20 protein-coding genes and 1 pseudogene are annotated in these 22,683 nt (G+C 67.6%); 12 read left to right on the top strand and 9 right to left on the bottom strand.

Features of this window, described 5'->3' with window-relative positions; all coding sequences use genetic code 11:
• Window positions 1-98 precede the first annotated feature (98 nt).
• Window positions 99-1,682: a propionate catabolism operon regulatory protein PrpR gene (gene prpR / locus AC5P7S_RS12210; RefSeq protein ID WP_095378348.1), complete on the top strand. Its 1,584-nt coding sequence runs from the start codon at window positions 99-101 to the stop codon at window positions 1,680-1,682.
• Window positions 1,683-1,708: 26 nt separating this feature from the next.
• On the opposite strand, the gene AC5P7S_RS12215 is transcribed toward prpR, so the two are convergent.
• The 5 genes and pseudogenes from AC5P7S_RS12215 to pdxH all read right to left on the bottom strand — a co-directional run bounded on the left by AC5P7S_RS12215 (window position 1,709) and on the right by pdxH (window position 4,211).
• The gene (locus AC5P7S_RS12215; protein WP_262232988.1) at window positions 1,709-2,146 is read right to left on the bottom strand and encodes an SMI1/KNR4 family protein; all 438 of its coding nucleotides are present in this window, start codon (window positions 2,144-2,146) and stop codon (window positions 1,709-1,711) included.
• A gap of 32 nt (window positions 2,147-2,178) precedes the next feature.
• Window positions 2,179-2,639: pseudogene (locus tag AC5P7S_RS12220) on the bottom strand (DoxX family protein).
• Window positions 2,640-2,797: 158 nt separating this feature from the next.
• On the bottom strand, window positions 2,798-3,157 hold the full coding sequence (locus tag AC5P7S_RS12225) for a YqfO family protein (RefSeq protein ID WP_005418368.1): 360 nt from the start codon (window positions 3,155-3,157) through the stop codon (window positions 2,798-2,800).
• Window positions 3,154-3,615: an aminoglycoside N-acetyltransferase AAC(6')-Iak gene (aac(6')-Iak, locus tag AC5P7S_RS12230; RefSeq protein ID WP_095378346.1), complete on the bottom strand. Its 462-nt coding sequence runs from the start codon at window positions 3,613-3,615 to the stop codon at window positions 3,154-3,156. The genes AC5P7S_RS12225 and aac(6')-Iak overlap by 4 nt, the downstream gene beginning before the upstream one ends.
• The gene (gene pdxH, locus AC5P7S_RS12235; RefSeq protein WP_095378345.1) at window positions 3,612-4,211 is read right to left on the bottom strand and encodes a pyridoxamine 5'-phosphate oxidase; all 600 of its coding nucleotides are present in this window, start codon (window positions 4,209-4,211) and stop codon (window positions 3,612-3,614) included. Before pdxH ends, aac(6')-Iak begins: the two co-directional genes overlap by 4 nt.
• Window positions 4,212-4,251: 40 nt before the next feature.
• On the opposite strand from pdxH, the gene AC5P7S_RS12240 reads away from it, so the two are divergent.
• Window positions 4,252-5,079 carry a kinase gene (locus tag AC5P7S_RS12240; protein WP_095378344.1) on the top strand — a complete coding sequence of 276 codons (828 nt, stop codon included), beginning with the start codon at window positions 4,252-4,254 and terminating at the stop codon, window positions 5,077-5,079.
• 6 nt (window positions 5,080-5,085) lie between these two features.
• Here the strand turns inward: AC5P7S_RS12240 and AC5P7S_RS12245 are convergent, their stop codons facing one another.
• A complete protein-coding gene (locus AC5P7S_RS12245) occupies window positions 5,086-5,289 on the bottom strand; it encodes a dodecin family protein (protein WP_005410663.1) in 204 nt (67 codons plus the stop codon).
• Between the two features lie 98 nt (window positions 5,290-5,387).
• Here AC5P7S_RS12245 and AC5P7S_RS12250 point away from each other — a divergent pair, with 98 nt between their 5' ends.
• From AC5P7S_RS12250 to mdtD, 5 genes are all read left to right on the top strand, one after another.
• Window positions 5,388-5,930, top strand: a complete 543-nt coding sequence (locus AC5P7S_RS12250; protein ID WP_095378343.1) for a shikimate kinase — start codon at window positions 5,388-5,390, stop codon at window positions 5,928-5,930.
• Window positions 5,927-7,039 (top strand): 3-dehydroquinate synthase, encoded by a 1,113-nt coding sequence (gene aroB / locus AC5P7S_RS12255; RefSeq protein ID WP_005418377.1) that lies wholly within the window; start codon window positions 5,927-5,929, stop codon window positions 7,037-7,039. The genes AC5P7S_RS12250 and aroB overlap by 4 nt, the downstream gene beginning before the upstream one ends.
• Before the next feature lie 102 nt (window positions 7,040-7,141).
• Window positions 7,142-7,381 (top strand): WGR domain-containing protein, encoded by a 240-nt coding sequence (locus AC5P7S_RS12260; protein ID WP_005418379.1) that lies wholly within the window; start codon window positions 7,142-7,144, stop codon window positions 7,379-7,381.
• 25 nt (window positions 7,382-7,406) lie between these two features.
• The gene (gene hemE, locus AC5P7S_RS12265; protein WP_032954409.1) at window positions 7,407-8,489 is read left to right on the top strand and encodes a uroporphyrinogen decarboxylase; all 1,083 of its coding nucleotides are present in this window, start codon (window positions 7,407-7,409) and stop codon (window positions 8,487-8,489) included.
• 92 nt (window positions 8,490-8,581) lie between these two features.
• Window positions 8,582-9,991 carry a multidrug transporter subunit MdtD gene (gene mdtD / locus AC5P7S_RS12270; RefSeq protein ID WP_005418383.1) on the top strand — a complete coding sequence of 470 codons (1,410 nt, stop codon included), beginning with the start codon at window positions 8,582-8,584 and terminating at the stop codon, window positions 9,989-9,991.
• 371 nt (window positions 9,992-10,362) lie between these two features.
• Here mdtD and AC5P7S_RS12275 read toward each other — a convergent pair whose 3' ends face one another.
• Window positions 10,363-13,890, bottom strand: a complete 3,528-nt coding sequence (locus AC5P7S_RS12275) for a hybrid sensor histidine kinase/response regulator (RefSeq protein WP_069139383.1) — start codon at window positions 13,888-13,890, stop codon at window positions 10,363-10,365.
• A 96-nt stretch (window positions 13,891-13,986) separates the two neighbouring features.
• A complete protein-coding gene (locus tag AC5P7S_RS12280; protein ID WP_065178206.1) occupies window positions 13,987-17,532 on the bottom strand; it encodes a hybrid sensor histidine kinase/response regulator in 3,546 nt (1,181 codons plus the stop codon).
• A 163-nt stretch (window positions 17,533-17,695) separates the two neighbouring features.
• Here AC5P7S_RS12280 and AC5P7S_RS12285 point away from each other — a divergent pair, with 163 nt between their 5' ends.
• Genes AC5P7S_RS12285 through AC5P7S_RS12295 form a run of 3 tightly spaced genes read left to right on the top strand, consistent with a single transcriptional unit; the run spans window position 17,696 to window position 19,487 of the window.
• A complete protein-coding gene (locus AC5P7S_RS12285) occupies window positions 17,696-18,328 on the top strand; it encodes a YceI family protein (protein ID WP_053499626.1) in 633 nt (210 codons plus the stop codon).
• A gap of 10 nt (window positions 18,329-18,338) precedes the next feature.
• Window positions 18,339-18,911, top strand: a complete 573-nt coding sequence (locus tag AC5P7S_RS12290; protein ID WP_005418388.1) for a cytochrome b — start codon at window positions 18,339-18,341, stop codon at window positions 18,909-18,911.
• 3 nt (window positions 18,912-18,914) lie between these two features.
• Window positions 18,915-19,487 carry a YceI family protein gene (locus AC5P7S_RS12295; protein WP_005418389.1) on the top strand — a complete coding sequence of 191 codons (573 nt, stop codon included), beginning with the start codon at window positions 18,915-18,917 and terminating at the stop codon, window positions 19,485-19,487.
• 71 nt (window positions 19,488-19,558) lie between these two features.
• Here AC5P7S_RS12295 and AC5P7S_RS12300 read toward each other — a convergent pair whose 3' ends face one another.
• Window positions 19,559-19,789, bottom strand: coding sequence for a glutaredoxin family protein (locus tag AC5P7S_RS12300; protein WP_032954410.1), 231 nt, complete (start codon window positions 19,787-19,789; stop codon window positions 19,559-19,561).
• Window positions 19,790-19,889: 100 nt separating this feature from the next.
• On the opposite strand from AC5P7S_RS12300, the gene AC5P7S_RS12305 reads away from it, so the two are divergent.
• Window positions 19,890-21,272, top strand: a complete 1,383-nt coding sequence (locus tag AC5P7S_RS12305; protein ID WP_065178205.1) for an L-serine ammonia-lyase — start codon at window positions 19,890-19,892, stop codon at window positions 21,270-21,272.
• A 206-nt stretch (window positions 21,273-21,478) separates the two neighbouring features.
• The gene (locus tag AC5P7S_RS12310; protein WP_095378342.1) at window positions 21,479-22,474 is read left to right on the top strand and encodes an alpha/beta fold hydrolase; all 996 of its coding nucleotides are present in this window, start codon (window positions 21,479-21,481) and stop codon (window positions 22,472-22,474) included.
• Window positions 22,475-22,683 lie beyond the last annotated feature (209 nt).

Genomic DNA, 22,683 nt, shown 5'->3' on the forward strand with positions numbered 1-22,683 from the left:
AGCCGTTGATTTCACGGGGATGACCACCACGCAATAGTGAAACATATGAAACATTGAAACGGATGTATCATGAAACATCACGTCGACCTCCAGCCGCCATGTACCTGCCCCGCTCACCCCTGCGCCACGCCGACACCGACCCCGGTCGCCCGGTGATCTGGACGGTCAGCGTCTCGCGCCTGACCGGCCTGCTCGGCGATGTCATTCCCGAATTCGATCGACGCGCGCGCATCGAGCAGATCAACCTAGGTTTCGAGGAAGCGGTGGATGTGATCGGTCAACGCCTGCGCCGCGAGCATTGCGACGTGGTCATCGCCGGCGGCTCCAACGCGGCCTGGCTGCGCGGTCGGCTGGGGCTGCCACTGGTGCCGATCCAGGCCAATGGCTTCGACCTGATGGAAGCGTTGGCCCGTGCCCGCCGCATCGCCAGCCGCATCGGCCTGGTCACCCACGCCAGCGACGTACCGGCGTTCAGCAACTTCCAGCAGAGTTTCGGCCTGGATATCGAGCACCGCCGCTTCGTCACCCGCGAGGATGCGCGCGACTGCATCGCCGACCTGCGCGCCAACGGCATCGAGGTCATCGTCGGCACCGGCATGGCCATCGACCATGCCGAGCAGGCCGGCCTGCCGGGGGTACTGCTCTATTCGGCCGACTCGGTGCGGCAGGCGTTTGAACATGCGCTGGAGCTGACCCAGGCGCTGGCCCGCTCCAGCGGCAACCGAGCCGCCCCGCGCCGGCGCCCGGCAGCGCGTGCCGACACGCATGAACTGCTCGGCGACAGCCAAGCGATGGCCCAGGTGCGCGCACAGATCGCGCTCTATGCACCGCATGACAGCACCGTACTGGTGACCGGCGAAACCGGCACCGGCAAGGAACTGGTAGCGCGTCAACTGCACGCCGCCAGCGGCCGTCGCGGGCGCTTCGTGGCGCTGAACTGCGGCGCCATCAGCGAATCACTGCTGGAAGCCGAACTGTTTGGCTACAGCGATGGTGCCTTCACTGGTGCACGGCGCGGTGGTCGCGTGGGCCTGGTCGAGGCCGCCGATGGCGGTACGTTGTTCCTGGATGAGATCGGCGAACTGCCGCTGCCGTTGCAGACCCGCCTGCTGCGCGTGCTGGAAGAACGCGAGGTGCTGCGTGTCGGCGCTACCGAACCGACCGCAGTCGACCTACGCGTGGTGGCCGCCACCCTGAAGTCGCTGGAACAGCACGCGGCGACCGGCAGCTTCCGTCGCGACCTGTATTACCGGCTGGCCGCGCTACGCATCGCCCTGCCCCCGCTGCGTGCGCGGCGCAGTGACATCCCGCTGCTGGCACAGCACTTCTTCCGCCAGCTGCGTGGCATCGACGCGCCATTGGATGAGGAGGCACTGGCGTTGCTGAGCGCGGCCGAGTGGCCGGGAAACGTGCGCGAACTGCGCAATCTGGTGGATCGACTACGCATCCACTGGCAGCCTGGGGAAGGGTTGATCGATGCAGCGCGGCTGCTGCAGCTGGCACCCGAGCTGGTGCATGAAGGTGTCGCGGCGTTGCCGGTGGAAAGCAACGGCAAGCGGCCACCGCGTGCGCAGCTGGAAGCACTGCTGCGGGAACACCGGCATGATCGTGAGGGCATGGCGCAGGCGCTGGGGGTATCCCGCACCACGCTGTGGCGCTGGTTGCGCGCTGAAGGGTTGTAGAAGTCGAGCTTGCTCGACTGCTTCATCTAAGCCGCCTGATCATCATCGTTGATGTACCAAACGATGAAATCTACGAAATTCTTCCAACGGGCAGGAGTTTCACCCGAAAGAAACTGATCATGCCGAGCCAGGCAATAGTCATGCACATCTTCCTTTCGCACATCGTACAAATACATCCCCTCACCTTCGTCAGATGACAACGGAAGAAAATCCGCTGGGAGCTCGTAACGATCCCAAACGTACTCAGCCTGGTCTGGAATCTTCGGAATTCCAGGACCAACGATACGCAACAACTCAAGCCTACCGCTCACAGCAGGCAGCGCGCCATTGACCGCCATGTAGAAAATCCACATATCGCAGTGAGGAGCAACGCCCAAGCGACGCATGACGTCGGCCGCCGAAGCGCAATCAGGATTCCGACGATCCGGGTACGCGCGAACCACGCGCCGGATCAGATCATTCATCCGCATTCAACTGCCTCCGCATCACTCAATGTTCACCGCGCCCAGCGCACTTCTATCGCGAACCGTCCACTCCCAACTGTGGCAATCCACAACAGCAACACACCCAGCGGCACTTCGCTCAGGTAGAAGAACCAGCTCAACCAATCCGGCACGCTCAGTCCCGCAGGAATGCGCGCGATGCCATCGGTAAGTGCCGCCACCGCGCAGATCCCCGCCAGCAACAGGGCCGAGGGCGGCTCAAAAGGCCCAGTGCCAGCAGTCCACCCGCAATCCATTCGATCACGCCGAGCACCGGCGCACTGAACACCGGGAACGGGATCCTCGCATCGACCAGCGTATGCACCATGCGTTCGCGGCCCGCATCGGTGAACACCTTGTTCCAGCCGGACACGCAGAACATCACCCCGGCCACGATTCGGGCGATCAACAGCAGGAACGCTTCCACGCCGTGACGCGGCGGCGGCACCGCAAACAGGCAACGCCAGGAGGGCATGGCAACTCCGGAAGTCGAGAACATCCGTCGGAGTGTGCCGGTTAAGGGCCTGCTCGCAGATGAAGCAAGCCGGTCCATTTGCGACAGCCTGCTCTTGTGGAGACGAGCCCTGCTCGACTGCCTCATGCGTCGGAGCAGCACCCGAGCACGGCACGGCTCTACAACCGCCGCCCGTCAGCGAGCAGCAGCTCGATGTCCTCCACCTGCACCACCGGTACCTGCCACGGATGATGCGGCACGATGCCCTGCTCGAAGATGCGCTGCAGCCGCTGCGGATCGCGCGGCAGGCAGAATTCCAGGCGCACGCTGTCGACCACTTCGGTGCGACCCGCTTCACCCTGCACGGGCGACGCCCCCATGCGTGGGCGGAACTGCTCGAATCCCGGCGCCGACCACCACATGCCATGCTCGTAGTCGCCGGCCGCGAGCGCATCCACCGCGAGGATGCCCCGCTTCACTGCGTCCAGCGCGACCGATGGAACAAACACCACCACGCGATACAGCGCCACGCGATTCACGCCGATGGCTCCAGTGGCATGCGGAAATAGACCACCCGTTCGGTCTCTTCGAAGCCGCAGGCCCGATGCGCGGCGTGAGCCTGCACGTCTTCCACGCGACTGTCCGAAGCCAGTTCGCGGCAGCCCGCGTCGCGCGTCCATGCCCGCACCGCCGCCAGCAGGGCGCGGCCCACGCCGCGGCCTTGCCACTGCGGCTGCACGTACCAGCCCTCCAGGAAGCCCACCGGCGAGGAATCGGTGCCGTTCACGTAGTCATGGCGCAGGCGCACTTCGGCGAAGCCGATCGCCTGGCCACCCGCTGCACACGCCAGGAAAACCGCACCTGCGTCCTCGGCCAGCGCCGCCACCAGCGTCTCCAGCGGATCATCGGCATCGGGCCACAGGCCCAGACGCAGCTGCGCCCACGCAACCGCATCGGCCGCCGTGGCCGGGCGGGTCGTGGCCACGCTGCCGGTCACGGGTACAGCAGGCGCTTGCTCCAGCGCCCTTCCGCACCGGCTTCATAGCACCAGCGCTCGTGCAGGCGGAACTGCGCGCCGTACCAGAACTCGATGCGGTCAGGCACCACGCGCAGGCCGCTCCAGCCGTCCGGGCGCGGCACGTCCTGGCCCTCGAAGCGGGCTTCGACCTCGGCCACGCGCGCGTCGAATTCCTCGCGCGTGGCCAGCGTCTTCGACTGCTGCGAAGCCCAGGCGCCGATCTGGCTCATCCGCGGGCGGCTGGCGAAATAGGCGTCGGCCTCGGCATCGGCCACCTGCTCGACGCGACCCTCGATGCGCACCTGGATGCCGGCCTCGCGCAGGCTGCGCCACAGGAACAGCAGTGCAGCCTGCGGATTGGCCTGCAGCTCCCGGCCCTTGTGGCTGTCCAGGTGGGTGTAGAACACGAAGCCACGCTCATCGAACGCCTTCAGCAGCACGGTGCGCGCCGACGGACGGCCGTGCGTATCGGCGGTGGCCACGGTCATGGCATTCGGCTCGACCTCGCGGCTCTGTTTGGCCTCGTCGAACAGGCCGGCAAACGTGGACAGGGCTTCGGCGTACAGGTCGCTCATGGTTGCGTTCTTCTCACACGGATTGGGCTATTGTGGCTGCATGGCCGCTGCTGCGTATATGCCCCAGGTGAAAGGATTCCCCGAAACATTGGCCGAACAGGTGCTGGACGACGCACTGGGCAGTGGCGCAGCGGTTCCAGTATTGGCGATCAGCGGCCTGCAGGGGAGCGGCAAATCGACGCTGGCCGCGCAGGTCGTGGCCCGCGCCCAGGCACGCGGCCTGAACGCCGCCACGCTGTCGATCGACGACGTCTACCTGACCCGCGTGCAGCGCCAACGGCTTGCCCGCCAGGTGCATCCACTGCTGATCACCCGGGGCCCGCCGGGCACCCACGACCTGCCGCTGGCCCACGCAGTGCTGGATGCGGTGGCCGCGCGCCAGCCCTTCGCGATGCCGCGTTTCGACAAGCTGGCCGACGAACGCCTGCCCGAAGCGCAATGGCCGCACCTGCACCAACCGCTGGACCTGCTGGTGTTCGAAGGCTGGTTTCTGGGCACGCCCGCGCAGGATGACAACGCGCTGGACAGCCCGTTGAACGCGCTGGAGCGCGAGGCCGACGCCGATGGCCGCTGGCGGCGCTGGTGCAACCAGGCGCTGGCCCGCGACTACCCGGCGCTGTGGCAGCGCTACGACCGGCTATGGTTCCTGCAGCCGCCGGATTTCTCGGTGGTACCGCGCTGGCGCTGGCAGCAGGAGCAGAACCTGCAGGCCTTTCAGCCAGGCCGGCACGGCATGAGCCGGCCACAGCTGGAACGCTTCGTGCAGTACTACGAGCGGGTCAGCCGGCAGGCACTGCGGGCGCTGCCGGCGCTTGCCGATCACGTGGTGGTCCTGGACGGCCAGCGACAGGTGCAGGACGTGCGCTGAGCACGCCTATTCCACCAGGAAGGTCACCCGCAGGTTGACCCGCCATTCGGTGATCTCGCCGCTGCCATTGGTGACCACCTTGGTCTCGTTCACCCAGGCGCCCTGGATGCCCTTGACCGTCTCGGAGACCTTCTTCAGCCCGCTGCGCACGGCGTCCTCCACGCTCTTCGGCGAGGAGGCGGTGATTTCGATGACCTTGGCGACCGTCATGGCCTGTACTCCGGCTGGCGCGGGAGACCCCGCTGGAACGCCTACCCTGACGTGAAGAACGTAAAGGCCAGGGCACGGAGGTGTTAGCATCAGAGGGCATGAATCCTGCTCCGAACCTGATCCTGATCGGCCCGATGGGCGCCGGCAAAACCTGCATCGGCCGCCGCTTGGCCGAGCGCTTCACGCTGGACTTCGTCGATGTCGACCAGGCCATCGTCGATGCCGCCGGTGCCAGCATCCCGACCATCTTCGAGCACGCCGGCGAAGCCGGTTTCCGCAACCATGAACGCGAGGCCCTGGCCCGTGTGCTGGAAGGCCGCGGCCAGCTGGTCTCCACCGGCGGCGGCGCGGTGCTGGACCCCGACAACCGTGCACTGATCGCCCGCCGCGGCTTCGTGGTCTACCTGCGGGTCAGCGTGACCGCGCAGCTGGAACGCCTGGCCCGCGACAAGGGCCGGCCGCTGCTGCAACGCCCGGACCGCGAGCAGGTGCTGCACGACCTGGCCGCACACCGCGACCCGCTATACCGCGAACTGGCCGACCTCACCCTCGATACCGACCCGTACACCGCTGCCGATGCGACTGCCCAGCTGGTGGTCAAGCTGGCCTCGCAATGGCAGCGCCAGGACCTGACTGCATGACTTCCCCCGCCCTGCTGCAGGTCGCCGTTGGCGGCGACCGCCCCTACACCATCACCATCGGCGCCGGTGCCCAGGCCGATGGCGCTGCACTGGCCGCGCACGTTCGCGGCCGCCACGTGCTGCTGCTCAGCGACAGCGAAGTCGCCCCGCGCTATCTGGCGCCGGTGAAGCAGACCCTGCTGGCCGCGCGTCCCGACCTGATCATCGGCGAGCACGTGCTGGCCGCCGGTGAGGCCTCCAAGACGCTGGCCGAATTCGGCCGCGCGATCGAAGCGCTTGCGGCGCTCGGCGCCACGCGCGACGCCTGTGTCTTCGCCCTCGGCGGCGGCGTGGTCGGTGACCTTGCCGGATTTGCCGCCGCCTGCTGGATGCGCGGCGTGGACTGCGTGCAGCTGCCGACCACCCTGCTGGCGATGGTCGATTCGTCGGTGGGCGGCAAGACCGCCGTCGACATCCCGGCCGGCAAGAACCTGGTCGGCGCCTTCCATCCGCCGCGTGCGGTCATCGCAGATACCCGCGTGCTGGCCACCCTGCCGCCGCGCGAACTGCGTGCAGGCCTGGCCGAAGTGGTGAAGTACGGTGCGCTGGGCGACGCGGTGTTCTTCGAATGGCTGCAGCAGCATGCCGATGCGCTGGTCGCCGGTGAAGACCACGTGCTTTCCGAAGCCATCGCGCGCAGCTGCCGGCACAAGGCCGCCATCGTCGAGCGCGATCCGTTCGAGAAGGGCGAACGTGCCCTGCTCAACCTCGGGCATACCTTCGGCCATGCCATCGAAACCGAGCAGGGCTACTCGGCTCCAGGCCGCGATGCGCTGAACCATGGCGAGGCGGTGGCGGTGGGCATGGTGCTGGCGGCGAAGCTGTCCACCGACCTCGGCCTGGCCGACGATGCCGACCGCGCTCGCCTGCAGGCACTGTTGGAACGCCTCGGCCTGCCGGTGGCGATCCCGGCCGGGCTGGACCCGCAGGCCCTGCTCGGCCGCATGCGCCTGGACAAGAAGAACGTGGCCGGCCGCCTGCGCCTGGTGCTGTGGCGCGGCATGGGCCGCGCCGAAGTGGTGCCGGACGTCGATGAGGCGGCGGTACTGAAGGTGCTGTCAGCCAGGTAGAGCCGGGCGCTGGCCGGCTCCTCCATGCATGAAGTTGCCGGCCAGCGGCCGGCACTACCACGTTGCGGCAGGGGTCACCCCTGCCCCGCTACAATCGGCGCCATGCACGTCTACCTGCAACATCCCGACGCCGGTGCGCAGGCACCGCGTTTCCTGCGCCTGAGCCTGCAGCCGGACCTGTTCGGCGGCTGGGAGCTGCTGCGCGAGAGCGGCCGCGTCGGCAGCCGCTCGCAGTTGCGGCGCGAGCTGTTCCTGCAGGCCGACGACGCCCGCCACGCCTTCGAGAAGGCCCGCGATGCCGAACTGCATCGCGGCTTCCAGATCCTTTCGCACGGCGGCTGACGCCGCTGCTCCTCCCGTCCAAGGAATGCCCATCGTGACCAGCCCTCTCCGCAACGATCGCCTGCTGCGCGCCCTGCGCCGCGAACCGGTGGACTGCACCCCCGTCTGGCTGATGCGCCAGGCCGGCCGCTACCTGCCGGAATACCGCGCGACCCGGGCCAAGGCCGGTAGCTTCCTGGCCATGGCCAAGACCCCGGAGATCGCCTGCGAAGTCACCCTGCAGCCGCTGCGCCGGTTCCCCCTGGACGCAGCCATCCTGTTCTCGGACATCCTCACCATTCCCGATGCGATGGGCCTGGAGCTGTACTTCGTCGAAGGCGAAGGCCCGAAGTTCCGCCATCCGGTGCGTGATGAAGCGGCCATCGCCAAGCTGGCGGTGCCGGACATGGAGCAGGACCTGGGCTACGTGATGGATGCGGTACGCCTGATCCGCCGCGAGCTGGACGGCCAGGTGCCGCTGATCGGCTTCTCCGGCAGCCCCTGGACGCTGGCCTGCTACATGGTGGAAGGCGGCGGCAGCAAGGATTTCGCACGCATCAAGGCGATGGCGCTGAACCATCCGCAGGCGCTGCACCGCCTGCTGGAGGTCACCACCGAAGCGGTGATCGCCTACCTCGGTGCGCAACGCGCGGCCGGTGCGCAGGCGCTGCAGGTGTTCGACACCTGGGGTGGCGTGCTGTCCCCGGCGATGTACCGCGAGTTCTCGCTGCGTTACCTGCAGCGGATTGCACAGGGCCTGGATCGCGGCGAAGGCAGCGAGCGCACGCCGCTGATCCTGTTCGGCAAGGGCACCGGCCTGCACCTGGAAGCACTGTCGCAGACCGGCGCCGATGCACTTGGCCTGGACTGGACGCTGGACCTGGACGAAGCAATGCGCCGCACCGGTGGTCGCGTCGCGCTGCAGGGCAACCTCGACCCGACCACGCTGTACGCCTCGCCGGATGCGATCGCCACGGCCGCAGCGCGCGTGCTCGACACCTATGCCGCCGGCAACGGCGGCTCGCGCGAAGGCCATGTGTTCAACCTCGGCCACGGCATGTCGCCGGACATGGACCCGGCGCACGTGCAGGTCCTGGTCGACGCGGTGCACGCGCACAGCCAACGCTAAGCATTCCGCATGCCATCACGGCGCGATGTTGATCGCGCCGTGACCCGCAGTGCGCGATCATGGCGGCCCCCACGCTGCACCGGCCACACCCCATGTCCACATCGCCATCGACCTACAACCGCCAGCGTCCCCTGCTGTGGCTGGTGTCCCTGGCGATCTTCATGCAGATGCTGGACTCGACCATCGTCAACACGGCGTTGCCGGCGATGGCCGCCAGCCTGGGCGAGAGCCCGCTGCAGATGCAGTCGGTGGTGTTCAGCTATGCGCTGGCGGTGGCTACCTTCATTCCCGCCTCGGGCTGGATCGCTGACCGCTACGGCACCCGCCGCACCTTCCTGGTGGCGATCATCCTGTTCACCCTCGGCTCGCTGGCCTGCGCGTTGGCCCAGCACCTGCACCAGCTGGTCGGCGCGCGCGTGCTGCAGGGCATCGGCGGTGCGATGCTGCTGCCGGTCGGTCGGCTGGCGGTGATGCGCTCGGTGCCGCGCGAGGATTTCCTGCGCGCGATGAGCTTCATCGCCATCCCCGCGCTGGTCGGCCCGCTGATCGGCCCGACGCTGGGCGGCTGGCTGGTCGAGATCGCCTCATGGCACTGGGTGTTCCTGATCAACCTGCCGATCGGCGTGATCGGTTTCATCGCCGCGATGAAGATCATGCCCGACCATTACGCCAGCCATCGCACCCGTTTCGACCTGCGCGGCTACATCATGCTGGCCTTTGCGATGGTGGTGCTGTCGCTGGCCTTGGACGGCATCTCCGGACTCGGCACCCCACACGCGCTGGTGATGCTGATGACGGTCGCGGGCCTGGCTGCGCTGGTGGGCTACTGGCTGCATGCCGCCAATTCCACCGCACCCTTGTTCTCGCTGGCCCTGTTCCGCGTACCCAGCTACCGCATCGGCATCCTCGGCAACCTGTTCTCACGCATCGGCAGCAGTGCCATGCCGATGCTGATCCCGCTGCTGCTGCAGGTCGGCCTCGGCCTCGGCCCGATGAACGCCGGCCTGATGATGGTGCCCGTAGCGGCGGCTGGCATGGTGTCGAAGAAACTGGCAGTGAAGCTGGTCGAACGTTACGGCTACCGCCGCGTGCTGATGACCAACACCGTGCTGGTGGGGCTGGCAATGGCCAGCTTCATCCTGATGACACCTGGCCAGCACTTGGCCTGGCGCCTGGTGCAGCTTGCGTTCTTCGGCGCGGTCAATTCACTGCAGTTCACCGTGATGAACACCGTGACGCTGCGCGACCTTGACCGCGAATTCGCCAGTTCCGGCAACAGCCTGCTGTCGATGGTGATGATGCTGGCCGCCGGTTTCGGCGCCGCGGCGGCCGGCAGCCTGCTGGCCGCGTTCGGCAATCACCTGGACAGCAACAGCGCGACCGCCGCGCTGCATGCCACATTCCTGTGCGTGGGCGCGATCACCCTGACCTCGACGATGATCTTCTGGCAGCTGCCTGACACCAAGCCCGAACCGCGGCAGGTCGAGCACGTCGCGGAGTGAGGATGGTTCGGCAGGGCCTGCGGCCCTGCACCTGCGGTAGTGCCGGCCGCTGGCCGGCAACAGCAACAGCCAAAGCGGCATTCCGTGGGTTGGCGGGGCGGTGTCGCAGTGCGGGGACGCCGCAAGTACGTCCCTGTAGGCTTGTCAGCCGCATCCATGCGGCTGACACCCCGCACTGCGACACCGCCCCACCTCTGACGGATTCCGGCGGCTCTTGGTAGGTGTCGACCTTGGTCGACACATCTGTCAGATATCGAAATCGATCTGGGGTCAGATCCGTTTTCCTACGGGAAACGGATCTGACCCCACGCCATTTCAACAGCTCGCAGAATTCTGTCGAAGGCGGGGTGGGTCCACAGGCCCTGCAGAACCTACCTACCCGTGACCCTGGCGATCGCTTCCACCAACAGCTCACCAGTCACCGGCTTGCGCAGGAAGCCGCCAATGCCGGCTGCTTCCACCTGCTGCTGCAGGTCCGGATCGGTCCGCGCGGTCACCGCCAGCAGCGGCAGCATGTAGCCCTGGTTGCGCAGGTGCTGGGCCAGCTCGAAACCGCTCAGGCCCGGCAGGTCCAGATCCAGCAGGCCGACGTCGAAATCGCCGGCACTGACCTCGCGCAGCGCCGCCAGCGCATGGCCGGCATGCACCACCTCGTGGCCGCGTGCGCTCAACAGGCCACGCACCACGTCGGCCACGGTGGCATCGTCCTCGACCAGCAGCACCCGCAGCGGCGGCATGTTCGCCGCTTCGTCGCGATGCCCCTCGGCCGATGCCTCGGCATCGCTGTTCACCACCAGCGGCAACGGCAAGGTCACGCCGAAACAGGTGCCCCGGCCCAGCTGGCTCTCCACCTGGATCCGCCCCTGCATCGCATGCGCCAGCTCGCGGCAGATCGCCAGACCGAGGCCACTGCCACCGTACTGCGCGGCGGTACGTGCACCATCGGCCTGCTCGAAGCGGCGGAACAGGCGCTGCTGTTGTTCCTGGCTGATGCCCGGGCCGGTATCGCGCACCTCGAAGTGCAGCGCACGCAGCTCGCCATCGCAACGTGCATGCAGGGTGATAGTGCCGCGGCTGGTGAATTTCACTGCGTTCGACAGCAGGTTGAGCAGGATCTGCCGCACGCGCATGGCATCACCGGTCGCCTGCAGGCCCGCAGGCAGCTGGTTGTCGAGGACGAAGCGCAGGCCCTTCTGTGCAGCCAGCGGGCCCATCAGCGCCGCCAGATCCTGCAACAGGCCATTCAACGCAAACGACTGCGACTGCAGTTCCAGGCGCCCGGACTCGATCCGCGCCAGGTCCAGCGCATCGTTGACCAGGTGCAGCAGGTGCTCGCCAGCATGCCGGATCGACTGCGTGTAGCCACGCTGCTGCGGGTCCAGTGGCGAGGCAAGCAGCAGCTCGCTCATGCCCAGCACGCCGGTCATCGGCGTGCGGATCTCATGGCCAAGGTTGGCCAGGAAGCGGGTCTTGGCCGCCGACGCCTGCTCGGCCAGTTCCTGCTTGTGCAGCGCCAGCTGGTAGGCGTGCCGCCGCTGCAGACGGCGTCGGTACAGCCAGGCAAACCAGCTGGTCAGCAGCAACCCGACCGACGCCAGCACCAGCAGGCCGGACAGGCTGCGCCACCACGGCGGCTGCACGCGGAATTCCAGGCTCTGCACCCGCGACCACACGTGGTCGGCCGACCGGGCCTGTACTTCCAGCCGGTAGCTGCCCGGCGCCAGGCGCGAGAACAGGCGCTCGCCGGCCGGGCCGACTTCGACCCAATCGGGGTCGTAGCCGGCCAGGCGGTAGCGGTACGTATTGGACGCCGAGTCGGCGAAGGACAGCAATCGCGCGACGATGCGCAGGTCGCGGTCGCCATCGGCGATCTGCAACGGCGCATCGTGGGTCATGTCCAGCACCTGCTCGTTGCGGCGCACTTCCACCCGCTCGATCACCAGCGGGGCGCGACGGACCGAAGGCCGTACCTGCTCCGGGTCGAACACCACCGCGCCCGCTGCCGTTCCGGCCACCAGGTGGCCATCGGCCGCTGCGATCAAGGTGTGCTCGCGGAATTCCTGGCTTGGCAGGCCGTCGTGCACGCCGTACAGGCGCACGCTCTGCCCATCGGCACTGACACGTACCAGGCCGCGTGCGCTGGTCGCCCAGGCCACGCCCTGCGCATCCACCACCAGGCCGGAGGCGGAGATCGCCGGATAGCCCTGTTCGGCACCGACCACCGCCTGCCGTTCCAGGCGTCCCTGGCTCCAGCGGTAACGGGACAGGCGACCATCCTCGGACAACCAGACCTGGCCGTCACGGCCCACATGCAACGCATGGATCGCCGTTGCCGGCGCACCCGGCACCGGCTGGAAGCGCTCGCTTTCCGGCAGCCACTGCAGCAGGCCACGGCTGCTGGCCAGCCAGATGTGGTCCTGCGGACCGCATTCCACATCGAGGTTGAGCTGGCCCTGCTGCAGGCCGCGCTGGCCATTGTCCAGCTGGCGCCGCACGTGGCCGTCGAGATCGCGCTGCTGCACGCCTGCGGGCAGCATCAACCAGAGGCTGTCGCCGTCGCAGGTCATCATCGCTTCGACCACCCCTTCCATCGCCGCATCTGCGCCGGCATCACGGCCCCAACGACGCAGTTCGCGCCGTTGCGGGTCGTAGCGCACCAGCGCATCGGTCGATCCAATCCAGACCTGGCCACGCCGGTCCTCACGCACCGAGGTCAACCAGTGCATGCCGTTGACCCAGGTGCGATGCTGCTCGATCCTGCCGGTCTTCGGATCGAAGCGGTCCAGCGCGCCATGGCTGCCCACCGTCCAGACGCCGCCGTTGCTGGAGGGGCTGGTACCCAGCACGAGCGCATTGCGCAGCGAGCTGGGGTCATCCTCCAGGCGCGACAGCACCGAGAACTGCCACCAGCGTGGCAGCAGGTGCCACAGCCCGGCATTGGTGCTGGCCAACCAGATGCCACCTTCGCGGTCCTCGTAGGCACCGGTCCAGTTCGGCCGTACCGGACCGCGCGCGATCGCGCTGTACAGCGGCACGGTCTGGTACTGGCCATCGACCGCACGCCCCAGCCCGGTGCGTGTATCCAGCCAGTGCCCGCCCTGCTCGTCGCGCAGCATCATGCCCAGCACCTGCTCGCCCGGCGGCAGCTTCCACGGGGGGGCTTCGAAGCGGCCATCCGGGCGGCGCACGGTGGCGCCGGCCATCGTGCTGATCCACAGGCTGCCATCCGGTTCGGCGGTCAGTCCGTTGATCAGAAGGCTGGGGATGATGTCCGTACCGACACGCTCGAAGTCGGTCCCGGTCCAGCGCGCCACGCCATGCTTGGTGCCGATCCACAGGCTGCCATCGGCCAGCGTGGCCAGGTAGGGCACCGACGACGAAGGCAGGCTGCGCGGATTGTTCGGCTCGGGCAGGAAGCGCTGCAGGCGATCCTGGCTGTCCAGGCGGTACAGGCCGCCTTCGTGGGTACCGAACCAGATCGAGCCATCAGGCGTGCTGGCCAGGCTCCAGACCGTGTTGGTACCCATCAACGGCTGGCTGCTGCGGTCGTAGAAGTGCAACTGGCGGCGGTCGGCCGACATGCGCACCAGGCCGGCGTTCTCGGTGCCTATCCACAACTGGTTGCGGGCATCGACCAGCACCGTCCAGATGCGGTTGTCACGCAGTCCATCCTCGGAACGCCACACGCGGTAGGTGCGGCCGTCATAGCGGGCCAGGCCATCGTTGGTGGCGATCCACAGGTAACCGTAGCGATCCTCGGCCATGCGGTTGACGGTATTGGACGGCAGGCCATCGAACACCGTCACCTGCCGCGGGCTCGGAGGCACCGGCTGTGCCGCAGCGGGCAACGCGCAGCACAGGAGGACCAGCAGCAGCATCGCCGCCCGCAGATACACCACCGATTGCCTCCTCACGCTGGTCCTGATGATTCCCGCGCTGCGGGCGTCGGCATGGTAAACCGAAAGTCGCGCCGTTCACGCCCGGCGTCGGCGTCGTCACGCAGTCGCCTGTCGTTTCGCACGCGCCTGGGCGATGGCCGTCACCAGCAGGTCGCCGGTCACCGGCTTGCGCAGGAAGCCATCGAAGCCTGCGGCCAGCACCTGGGTTTCGGCATAGGCATCGGAACGGGCGGTCACCGCCACCAGCGGCAGTTCATAGCCCATGGTGCGCAGCTGGCGGGCGATGGCCGTACCGTCCAGCGCGGGCAGATCGAGATCGAGCAGGCCGACGTCGAAACCATCGGTGGCGATCTCCGACAGCGCGCCCAGGCCATGCAGCACGTGGACCACTTCATGCCCTCGCACGCGCAGCAGGCCGGCGATGACCTCGGCCACCGTGGCATCGTCCTCGACCAGCAGGATGCGCAGCGGCGGCAGTTCCGGCAGGGCCGCCACGTCGCCCGCTTCGCTGGCGGCCTGGCGCGTCCAGGGCAGGGGCAGGCGCACGCGGAACCGCGCGCCCTTGCCAGGCTGGCTGTCCACTTCGATGCGCCCCCCCATCGCCACCGCCAGTTCCTGGCAGATCGCCAGCCCCAGACCACTGCCGCCGTAGCGCGACGCGGTACGCGGGCCGTCGGCCTGTTCGAAACGATGGAACAGGCGCTGCTGCTGCTCGGCGTTGATGCCCGGGCCGCTGTCATGGACTTCGAAACACAGGCCGCCCTTTTCTTCCAGGCGTACGGCCAGGCCGACGTGGCCGCGCTCGGTGAATTTGATCGCGTTGCCGAGCAGATTCAGCAGGATCTGGCGCACGCGCATCTCGTCGCCACTGACACTGATCGGCCCGGGCGGGTCTTCGCCGCGCTGGAACACCAGCTGGCGTTGCTGCGCCATCGGCTGCATCAGGCCCTGCACCTGGTCCAGCAGCTCCCCCAGATCAAACGGGCGCAGGTCCAGCTCCAGCCGCCCGGCTTCGATCCGGGCCAGGTCCAGGGCATCATTGACCAGCCGCAGCAGATGGCTGCCGGCCTGCTGGATGGACCCGGCGTAGCCGCGCTGCACCGGATCCAGCGGAGTCGCCAGCAGCAGTTCGCTCATGCCCAGCACGCCGGTCATCGGCGTGCGGACTTCGTGGCCCAGCGTAGCCAGGAAACGGCTCTTGGCCTGCGAGGCCTGCTCGGCCAACTGCTGCTTGTGCACCGTCAGCTGCCATTGCTGGCGGCGGCGCAGCCGCGCGCGGATCGACCAGACCAGAACCACCAGCAGCAACGACCCCAGCAGGATGTAGCCGAATATCGCCATGCCGCTGCGCCACCACGGCGGCAGCACCTTCACCTGCAACTGCTGCGAAGGTGTCCACGCGCCCCGGGCAGTCGCGGCCTGCACCTCGATGACATAGCGGCCGGTCGGCAGCCGCGACAGGGTGCGCTGGCCATCGCCCCCCTGCTCCACCCAGTCCTGGTCGTAACCCTGCACGCGGAAGCGATACCGGTTGCCCTGCGGGCTGGCATAGGAAAGCAGCCGCGCATCGATCTGCAGATCGCGGTCGTCCGGTCCCAGCAGCAGGGTGCCGGTGAGCGGCAGCGGTTGCCAGCCGCGTGCGTCGTCGCGCCGCACCCGCACTTCGGCGATCACCAGCGATGAAGGCGGCAGCACGGTGTCGTCGGCATTCACATCAAAGGCGACCAGGCCGGTCTGGGTAACCGCCAACACGCGGCCATCGGCGTTCACCGCAGGTGGCCGACCGGTGAACTCGGCATCGGACAGGCCATCGCGTTCGTTGAACTGTTGCAGGCGCCGCGTCTTCGGGTCCCACCGCAGCAGGCCGCGCGGCGTCGTGGCCCACAGCTGGCCATTGTCGGCTAGCGCCAGCCCCCCCATGGTCACCGGCGGCACGCCCGCACTGCCGTCGATGCGCTGTATCAGGCGCAGGCTCATGCCATCCCACTGGTAGCGCTCGAAGGCGCCTTGGCGCGCCAGCCACAACTGCTGCGGATCGATCCATGCCAGATCGTAGATCGGGCCGCGCGAAACGCCGGGCACTGGCTCGAAGCGTCCGGCCTGCTCACGCCAGATGCCCATGTCGCCCATCACCCAGGGCCGGCCGTGGGCGTCGAAGCGGATCTGCTCGATCGGCGCATCGGCCGTCCCGCGGAAATGTTCCAGCGGATGACTGTGCAGCAGCCGGCCCTCTGCATCGCGCTGCTGCAGGTCCAGGCCCATCACCGACACCCACACCGTGCCATCAGGGGCCTGCCGCATCAGGTCGATGCGCTGGCGCAGGTCGGCACTGCCATCGATCCGCAGATCACGCAATGCGCCGGTGGCCGGATCGTAGACGCTGATGCGGCCGCCGCGTCCCAGCCACAGGCGACCATCCGGGCGCGGCAGCACCGACCACACCACGCCGTTGCCGAGCTGCCGGTCGCTGGCCAGCAGGCGCAGGGTGCCCTGCGCATCGAGCTGGTACACCCCTCGCGCCGAGCCGACGTAGTAGTTCTTCCCGTCGCTGGCCGCGCTCAACAGGTACTGGCTGTCCAGCGGCTTGCCGTCGAGCTGGTTCCAGATCGAGAAGCGCCGCCAGTCCGGTGGCAGATAGGCCAGGCCCTGGGTCAGCAACGCCACCCACAGTCCGCCCTCGTGGTCCTGCAGCAGGTCAAGCACACCGCTGTGCGCGGTCAGGAAGCCGCTGCCGCGGTCCCCCTCCAGCCGGCGCAACGCCGCCGCATCCCCTCGCAACAGGCCATCGGAGGTACCCGCCCAGTAGCCCCCCTGGCGATCGGCCAGGACCAGAGCCGACCGCAGCTGGGCACTGTCAGCCCATCGCGGGCGACTGACCCGGTCCTGCCCATCGATGCGGTAGAGGCCATCGTTCTGGCTGCCTACCCAGATCGAACCGTCTGCATCACGGCTCAACCGGAGCACGCTCAGCCTCCCCAGTTCCCGCGCGGCCACCGGCTCGAAGCCGCTGCCGTTCCAACGCGCCACACCGGCTTCGGTGCCGACCCACAGGCGGCCCCGCGCGTCGACCAGGCTGGTGAAGATGCTGTTGCTGGGCAGGCCACCCGGGCGCGCGGGATCATGGGTGTAGAGGCGCACACTGCCGTCTTCGCCGAAACGGCAGACGCCATGGTTGTTGGTCCCGATCCACAAGGCGTCGTCGACATAGGCCAGTGCCCAGAACTGCCCCTGGCAGGTGGAATTGACCGTATCGAAGGTCTGGAAGCGCTCGCGGTCGGCATCCAGGCGTGCCACGCCCTTGCCATTGATGCCCACCCAGACCCGGTCCAGCGGGTCGATCAGCAGGGTCTCGATCTCGTTGCCAGGCAACGAGCCCGGCTGTTCCGGGTCGTGCTCCCAGACCCGCAGGCTGTTGCCGTCATAGCGGGCGAGTCCACCATCGGTGGCGGCCCAGACGTGGCCCTGGCGATCCTCGGCCAGCGCCACCACCATGCGAGACGGCAAGCCTTCGGCGGCACCGAAGCGGCGCAGGCGTGGTGTTTCTGCCATGTCCAGGGTCGCAGCCGCCGTGGCCATCGCCACCAGCAGCAGCAGTCCCATACCTGCGATGCCACGGCACCACAGGCGCCAACCGCTCGTCATCCTGAACCCCCTGTCCTGCGCCGATTGTCACACAGGGCCGGGTCATGGCTGCAACAGCCTGTTTCCAGCGGCGGCACCACCACGAACTGTTGCACCCATGCACGCAACGTTGGCAGGGGGCTGTGCGTATGATCGCAGCGTCCCCTTCCGGAGCCCGCCATCGATGCGTCCCTGCCTGGCCCTGTTGCCGATGCTGCTCGCCACCGCCCCTGCCTGGGCGGCCGCTGACACCTATCGCCTCGATCCGGTGCACACGCGGGTGCTGTTCTCGATCGACCACGCAGGCTACTCGCAGGCCATGGGCACGGTATCGGGCAGCGAGGGGCGCGTGCGGTTCGATCCCGACAACTGGCGCGACGCCACCGTGGAAGTGGATATTCCGGTGTCGCGGCTGGACCTTGGTGATGCCAAGTGGAACCAGGCCACCTTGGCCCGCAGCCTGCTCGACGGCGAGCGCTTCCCGACCGCGCGGTTCGTCTCCACCAAGGTCGAACCGATCGATGCCAGGCGCGCCCACGTGATCGGCACGCTGACCCTGCGCGGGGTCAGTCAGGAAATCACGCTGGATGTGACCCTCAACGCCATCAAGCGCTATCCGCTTCCCCCGTTCCGACGCACCGCCGGTTTTTCCGGCAGCACCACGCTGAGCCGGCGCGCGTTCGGCATCACCGCCTGGCCGGGCGTCATCGGTGATGCAGTACAGCTGAGGATCGAGGCGGAAGCCACCCTCGACCGCAGCGACGCCCCGGGAACTCCCGCTCCCCTTCCACACTCCGACCCCAAGACGGCCCGCTAGAGGACCCCTCATGACCGCCAAGAACACCCCCGCCGCCTGGGGGAGTGTCAGCCAGATCCTGCACTGGTTGATCGCACTGCTGATCCTCGCCCTGGGCGTGGTCGGCCTGACCATGGGCGAACTGCCCAAGACGCCCAAGTACTTCTGGGTCTACACCGCGCACAAGTCGATCGGCATCACCGTGCTGGCGCTGGTGCTGTTCCGCCTGGGCTGGCGCCTGTACGCCGGGGCACCGAAGCCGGTGCCGGGCGTGCCAAGCTGGCAGGAACGCATCGCCAGTGCCACCCACGTACTGCTGTATGTGCTGATGTTCGCCATCCCGCTGTCGGGCTGGCTGTACGATTCGGCCAGTGGCCTGCGCCCGTTCCGTTGGTTCGGCCTGGTCGACGTGCCCAAACTGAGCGGCCCCGACCCGCAGGTCGTCGCGGTGTCCCATGCCCTCCACGAATACGGCTTCTGGCTGTTGATCGCGGTGGTGCTGGCCCATGCCGGCGCTGCCTTCTACCACCACCTGTTCCAGCGCGATGCAACGCTGTCCCGCATGTTGCCGCGTGGCTGGCTCGCCTCCCCTCAGAAGGACTGACCGATGAACCTGAAACTGACCACTCCGGCCGCCGTGGCCGCCGCCCTGGCCGGCATGCTGGCCACCGCTCCGGCACTCGCTGCCGATTACGCGCAGGCTCCCGGCGCCGGTTCGATCCTGGTGTTCGCCACCAAGTACGACGGCGAAGTGTTCACCGGCAGCTTCCCTGGCTTCGCGACCAAGCTCAGCTTCGACCCGGCCAACCCGGCTGCCGGTTCGCTGGATGTGGTGATTCCGCTGGCAGGCGCCAAGAGCGGCAACAGCGATCGTGACTCGACCCTGCAGGGCGCCGACTTCTTCAACGTCGGCAAGTTCGCCACCGCGCGCTACACCGCCAAGGGCTTCCGCGCCATGGGCAATGACCAGTTCGCCGCCGATGGCACCCTGGAGCTTCGTGGTGTCAGCAAGCCGGTCACGCTGACCTTCACCTGGAAGCCGGGCACCCAGCCGGTGCTGACCGGCAAGGCCACGGTCAAGCGCCTGGACTTCGGCGTCGGCGGCGGTGACTGGGCCGACACCAAGACCATCCCGGACGAAACCGCGATCAGCACGATCGTGAAGTTCGACGCGAAATAAACCGCATCTGGTAGTGCCGGCCGCTGGCCGGCATCACCCGGAACAGAGGGGTTGCCGGCCAGCGGCCGGCACTACCGATCGACGGCCAGCCACGCCTGAACCGTGGCCGCGTCGAACGGCCAGTCCAGCTCGCGGTCGCCGCGCTCGTCACGCAGCACCGGCACCCGCGTGCCATAGCGCGCTTCCAGCGCCGGCTGGTCGTCCAGGAACACCGATTCGAACTCCGGCGCCCGTGCCCTGGCCAGCTCGGCCAGGGCCATGTCGCACAGGTGGCAATCGTCACGTTGGATAAGGGTCAACACCGGCCGGGCTCCCGTGGCGGAAATGCTGCGCCGCAGCCATGGAAGTGCGGCGTGAACCGCTAGAATAGCGATCTCTTCCGGTACCCGCAGTACGGCAACCATGGCTGTCAGCACGTTCGACGTTTTCAAGATCGGCATTGGCCCGAGTTCCTCGCACACCGTCGGGCCGATGAAGGCCGCCGAGCGATTCATCCATCGCTGGCTGCTCGACCCGGGCCGCCTGCACGAGGTCGCGCGCATCCGCGCCGATGTCTATGGCTCGCTGGCACTGACCGGCCGCGGCCACGGCACCGACAAGGCGATCCTGCTGGGCCTGGAAGGCCAGCGGCCGAACCTGATCGATCCAGACATCATTCCGGCCACGCTGGAGCGCATCCGCAGCAGCAAGCGCATCCAGCTGATGGGCCAGCACGAGATCGCCTTCGACGAGAAGCGCGACCTCGGCATGAACAAGCGCCAGAAGCTGCCCTACCACACCAACGGCATGCGCTTCACTGCCTACAACGCCGACGACGAAGTGATCGCCACCCGCGACTATTATTCGGTCGGCGGCGGCTTCGTGGTCAACCAGGACGACGCGGCCGATGATCGCATCGTGCCCGACGAGACCCCGCTGCCCTACCCGTTCAAGAGCGGCGACGAGCTGCTGGCGCAGACCGCGCGCAGCGGCCTGAGCATTGCCCAGCTGATGTTCGAGAACGAGAAGTGCTGGCGCAGCGAAGACGAGATCCGCGCGCGGCTGCGCGAGATCTGGAGTGCGATGCAGTCGTGCGTGGCGCGCGGCATCCGCGAGGAAGGCGTGCTGCCGGGTGGCCTGAAGGTGGGCCGTCGTGCGCCGGCGTTGTACCGCGAACTGTCGTCGAAGCCGGAAGCGGCGATGCGCGACCCGCTGACCACGCTGGACTGGGTCAACCTGTACGCACTGGCAGTGAACGAGGAGAACGCTGCCGGTGGCCGCGTAGTGACTGCGCCGACCAACGGTGCGGCCGGTGTGCTGCCGGCGGTGCTGCACTACTTCGATCGCTTCTGCCCGGGCGCGAACGAACAGCGCGTGTTCGACTTCCTGCTGACCTCGGCGGCGATCGGCATCCTCTACAAGGAAAACGCCTCGATTTCCGGCGCCGAAGTGGGCTGCCAGGGCGAGGTTGGCGTGGCCTGCTCGATGGCGGCCGGTGGCCTGGTCGCGGCACTGGGTGGCAACCCCAGCCAGATCGAGAATGCCGCGGAAATCGGCATGGAACACAACCTGGGCCTGACCTGCGACCCGATCGGTGGCCTGGTGCAGATTCCCTGCATCGAACGCAACGCGATGGGCGCGGTGAAGGCGATCAATGCCTCGCGCATGGCGATGCGTGGCGACGGCAAGCACAAGGTGTCGCTGGACAAGGTGATCAAGACCATGCGCGACACCGGCCGCGACATGCAGGACAAGTACAAGGAAACGAGCCGCGGTGGCCTGGCGGTGAACGTCATCGAGTGCTGAGTTGTAGCGCCGGGCCCATGCTCGGCTGACGGGGCCGTGGGTAGAGTCGACCGCTGGTCGACTATCGCGTGCAGCGCGGGATTTTCGCGGTCTGATCGAAGAGCAGTCGACTGACAGTCGACTCTACCCCGTTGTCCCTTGCCGGTCGGACGACACCGTCACCGCGTTCCGGTTAGGCTCGGGGCTCCCCCACCCCGGATTGCCCCATGCGCGTGATCGCTGCCGCCCTGCTTGCCTGCCTTCCGCTGACCGCCCTGGCCGCCCCCACCTACGGGCCGCGGCTTGAGGGCTTCGACTACGGCTATCCGGTCAAGACCTTCGCACTGGAATCGCAGCGGCAGCCGCTGGAAATGGCCTACCTGGACATCGCGCCGAAGAAGGCGCCCATCGGTGTGGTGGTGCTGCTGCACGGCAAGAACTTCTGCGCCGCCACCTGGAAGGAATCGATCAAGCCACTGGTTGCCGCCGGCTATCGGGTGATCGCTCCGGACCAGGTCGGCTTCTGCAAATCCAGCAAGCCCGAGCGCTATCAGTACACGTTCGCACAGCTGGCAGCCAATACCCATGCCCTGCTGCAGCAGCTGCAACTGGGCGACGTGCCGGTGCACCTGGTCGGGCATTCGATGGGCGGCATGCTGGCCGTGCGCTACGCGCTGATGTACCCGCAGGACCTGCGCAGCCTGTCGCTGGTCAACCCGATCGGACTGGAAGACTGGAAGGCGCTGGGCGTGCCCTGGCGCGGCGTCGACGCGTGGTATGCCGGTGAAATGAACATCAGCTACGACAGCATCCGCCGCTACCAGCTGGATGTGTACTACGACGGCAAATGGAAGCCGGCCTACGAACCCTGGGCGCGGATGCAGTCAGGCATGTACGAAGGGCCCGGCAAGCAGGCCGTTGCATGGAGCCAGGCACTGGCGTCGGACATGGTGTTCAACCAGCCAGTGGTTTACGAACTGAAGAACCTGCAGGTGCCGACCACGCTGTTCATCGGCCAAAGGGACCGCACCGCGATCGGCCGCGACCTGGCGCCGCCTGCGGTGAAGGCGACGCTGGGCAACTATCCGGCACTCGGCAAGGCAGCGGCGGCAGCGATTCCCGGCGCGACGCTGGTCGAGTTCGCCGAACTGGGCCATTCGCCGCAGGTGCAGGACCCGAAGCAGTTCAACAGCGCCTTGTTGAAGGCGTTGAAGTCCCGCTGATCAGCTAGCGTGCTCGTGTAGAGCCGAGCCCATGCTCGGCTTATCCAGCAGGAGGGGATCTCGCCAGGAGCAGCCGAGCATGGGCTCGGCTCTTGTGTCTCGGATGGTGCCCTGATCAGGCACAATTCCCCGGTGACCCGGGAGGCTCCGATGACGCTGCCTCGGCTCTTAAGCCTTTGAGCTTGCAAAGTAGATTCAGCGCGTCGGCG

The sequence above is a fragment of the Stenotrophomonas sp. YJH_SMC_32 genome (assembly GCF_059369975.1).

What these genes read in the sequence shown, in the direction of transcription:
- AC5P7S_RS12310 (WP_095378342.1), top strand. Translation starts at nt 21,479, where the DNA reads ATGCGCGTGATCGCTGCCGCCCTGCTTGCCTGCCTTCCGCTGACCGCC.
- AC5P7S_RS12260 (WP_005418379.1), top strand. Translation starts at nt 7,142, where the DNA reads ATGCACGTCTACCTGCAACATCCCGACGCCGGTGCGCAGGCACCGCGT.
- pdxH (WP_095378345.1), bottom strand. Translation starts at nt 4,211, where the DNA reads ATGAGCGACCTGTACGCCGAAGCCCTGTCCACGTTTGCCGGCCTGTTC.
- hemE (WP_032954409.1), top strand. Translation starts at nt 7,407, where the DNA reads ATGCCCATCGTGACCAGCCCTCTCCGCAACGATCGCCTGCTGCGCGCC.
- AC5P7S_RS12215 (WP_262232988.1), bottom strand. Translation starts at nt 2,146, where the DNA reads ATGAATGATCTGATCCGGCGCGTGGTTCGCGCGTACCCGGATCGTCGG.
- AC5P7S_RS12290 (WP_005418388.1), top strand. Translation starts at nt 18,339, where the DNA reads ATGACCGCCAAGAACACCCCCGCCGCCTGGGGGAGTGTCAGCCAGATC.
- aroB (WP_005418377.1), top strand. Translation starts at nt 5,927, where the DNA reads ATGACTTCCCCCGCCCTGCTGCAGGTCGCCGTTGGCGGCGACCGCCCC.
- AC5P7S_RS12245 (WP_005410663.1), bottom strand. Translation starts at nt 5,289, where the DNA reads ATGACGGTCGCCAAGGTCATCGAAATCACCGCCTCCTCGCCGAAGAGC.
- AC5P7S_RS12240 (WP_095378344.1), top strand. Translation starts at nt 4,252, where the DNA reads ATGGCCGCTGCTGCGTATATGCCCCAGGTGAAAGGATTCCCCGAAACA.
- AC5P7S_RS12285 (WP_053499626.1), top strand. Translation starts at nt 17,696, where the DNA reads ATGCGTCCCTGCCTGGCCCTGTTGCCGATGCTGCTCGCCACCGCCCCT.
- AC5P7S_RS12305 (WP_065178205.1), top strand. Translation starts at nt 19,890, where the DNA reads ATGGCTGTCAGCACGTTCGACGTTTTCAAGATCGGCATTGGCCCGAGT.
- AC5P7S_RS12280 (WP_065178206.1), bottom strand. Translation starts at nt 17,532, where the DNA reads ATGACGAGCGGTTGGCGCCTGTGGTGCCGTGGCATCGCAGGTATGGGA.
- prpR (WP_095378348.1), top strand. Translation starts at nt 99, where the DNA reads ATGTACCTGCCCCGCTCACCCCTGCGCCACGCCGACACCGACCCCGGT.
- AC5P7S_RS12295 (WP_005418389.1), top strand. Translation starts at nt 18,915, where the DNA reads ATGAACCTGAAACTGACCACTCCGGCCGCCGTGGCCGCCGCCCTGGCC.
- mdtD (WP_005418383.1), top strand. Translation starts at nt 8,582, where the DNA reads ATGTCCACATCGCCATCGACCTACAACCGCCAGCGTCCCCTGCTGTGG.
- AC5P7S_RS12250 (WP_095378343.1), top strand. Translation starts at nt 5,388, where the DNA reads ATGAATCCTGCTCCGAACCTGATCCTGATCGGCCCGATGGGCGCCGGC.